Origin of the sequence: Pseudomonas sp. EA_65y_Pfl1_P113 (assembly GCF_963970525.1) — a bacterium.
Classification (GTDB): domain Bacteria; phylum Pseudomonadota; class Gammaproteobacteria; order Pseudomonadales; family Pseudomonadaceae; genus Aquipseudomonas; species Aquipseudomonas tritici.
On the sequence record NZ_CAXAQM010000714.1, the window covers coordinates 1 to 330 of the forward strand.

The 330-nt window shown below is 52.1% G+C and carries 1 tRNA gene; it reads left to right on the top strand.

Annotation, left to right across the window (positions count from 1 at the left end):
• Window positions 1-210: 210 nt before the first annotated feature.
• Window positions 211-287: transfer RNA gene (locus AACY52_RS31860), tRNA-Ile, on the top strand.
• The last annotated feature ends 43 nt before the right edge of the window (window positions 288-330 follow it).

The following is a 330-nucleotide window of genomic DNA, read 5'->3' on the forward strand; positions in this document are numbered from 1 at the left end:
GTCGTAACAAGGTAGCCGTAGGGGAACCTGCGGCTGGATCACCTCCTTAATCGACGACATCAGCTGCTCCATAAGTTCCCACACGAATTGCTTGATTCATTGAAGAAGACGATAAGAAGCAGCCCGAGATGGATGTAGCTTAGTTGGTTAGAGCGCACCCCATGCTTTGTGGTAAAGAGCAGGGTGAGGTCGGCCTTGTAGCTCGAAATTGGGTCTGTAGCTCAGTTGGTTAGAGCGCACCCCTGATAAGGGTGAGGTCGGCAGTTCGAATCTGCCCAGACCCACCAATTTTGTGTGGGAAACGCCTGTAGAAATACGGGGCCATAGCTC